Consider the following 2027-nt stretch of genomic DNA (forward strand, 5'->3'; position numbering starts at 1 on the left):
CTCCCCGCCCCCGCCGCGCCGACCGGCGCGACCGGTGGCTGGCACGCCTGGGTCGAGTTCCTGTTCGGCAGCCAGCCGGCCCTGTCCGTGGGCGGCCCGCCCAGCGAGGAACAGCCGCGCCCGGCGGCCCTGTCGGTGCGGCCGGCACGGTATCCGGCGGCGCTCGCGGCGGCCCTGCGCCCGGACAGCCGGCGTGCACTGCGTGACGCGGCCACGTTCGTCCGCCCCGGGGTGAAGATCGACCCGGACACCGGGCGGGCGGCGGAGAAGTTCCTCCGGTTCGAGCAGATGGCGCGCTGCGGCGTCCAGCTGACCGCGCGGGCGACGCTCGCGGGCTGGTCGGGCTCCCCCCGTCCGGACGAGGCGGGGCATGGGACGGGCCGGGAGGCGGGCCTGGACGACGAGGGCCGGTGGGCGGCCGCCGCGGTGCTGCTGCTCGGGGCGCGGCTGGTGGAGTCCGTCGGCGGCAAGCGCCGGCGGGGCGCGGGCCGCTGCCGCCTCGATGTCACCCAGGCCGAACCCGTCGCGGCCCCAGCCGGATCCGTCGCGGCCCAGGGGCCGGCGCCGCTGCCAGCGCTGCCGGCGCCGCTGCCGACGCTGGAAGACGTCGCAGCCTGGCTGCGGGCGCGCGACGGTGTCGCCCCGCCCGTCCCCGCCGTGCCCGAGGAGCCGGCGGCCCCGCGCGACCCAGCGCGTCCGGACCGGGCCGACTGGGAGATCATCGCTCTGCGGATACATCTGGACACACCGCTGATCGTGCAGGAACGCACCATCGGCAACGCCGTGCGGTCGCTGGACTTCGTGCCCGGATCGGTGCTGCTGCCCGGCGTCCTCCGGCGGCTGGCCACGGCCGGCGGGGCGGCCGGCGGGGCGGCCGGCGGATGGGATCCCGACGCGCTCGCCCGCGCCGGTGACCTCGTCGTGACCAACGCGACCGTCGACGTGGCCGGCGAGCGGGGCCGCCCGCTGCCCCGGACCTGGTTCCACGCGAAGGACGACAAGACCACTGCGGTCAACCGGCTGGTCGAGACGACATCGGAAGCGGGCGCCGCACCCAGGGCGTACAAGGGCACCTATGTCGGTGCGTCACCCGTCGACCGTGTCAGCACGGCGCCTGTCGGCACGGCGCCTGTCGGCACGGCACCGCCGGAGCCGGGGGCGGCGCCCGTGCCGGGACCCGCGTCAGCGCCCGCGTCGGACGACCCGAACCCGCCAACGATCACTATCCGTGAACGGAATCTGACGATCCATACCCACAACGTCATCGACGACCGGCGGCAGCGGCCCACGGCGGACGTGGTCGGCCTGTACACCTACGAAGCGCTCGCCGCCGGGTCGGTGCTGCGGGCGGAGGTCCGGGTGCGTGCCGGCCTGCTGCCCGTGGGAGCGCACGCCGCGCTCGCCGGCGCGTGGGCGCTCGGACGCTCCGCCAAGGACGACTACGGGCAGGTCACCGTGGCGGTCGAGGGCCCGCCGACGCCGTGGACGTCACCCCCGATATCCACGACGTCCTCAGCGGTTACGGCGTCTCCGGCAACCGCGACGCCACCGGCATCTCCAGCACCGGGCGTGCGGGCCACCGGAGCGGACGCCATCCAGGATGGGACGATCATCGTCTGGCTGCTGTCGGACGTCCTGATCCGGGACCGGCGGCTGCGCCCGTCGACCGACCCTCGCGAGTTCGCCGACCAGCTCGGCGCCAGGCTGGGGGTGCGCCTGGAGCTCCAGGAGGCCGCCTCCTCCGAGCGGCTGATCAACCGGGCGACGGCGGTCCGGCGGGCCGAGTCGTGGCAGCGGAGCTGGGGCCTGCCCCGCCCGACCCTGCTGGGGCTCACCGCCGGCAGCGTCCTGACCTTCGGCGTGCGCGGGCGGCTCTCCCGCGAGCGGCTCGACCAGGTGCTGGCCGCCGGCATCGGCGAACGCACCGCCGAGGGCTTCGGCCAGCTCGCCGTCGACGACCCGCTGCTGCGGGCACGCCCAGGCCGGCTGCGAACGTACCCGCCACCACACAACGAACCGCCGGACAG

At 76.5% G+C, this 2027-nt stretch carries 1 pseudogene; it reads left to right on the plus strand.

The features are described 5' to 3' along the window. Positions 1-2027, plus strand: a pseudogene (locus AC5LSR_RS05635) (hypothetical protein); the annotation flags it as partial.

The sequence above is a fragment of the Protofrankia sp. CiP1_Cm_nod4 genome (assembly GCF_982290645.1).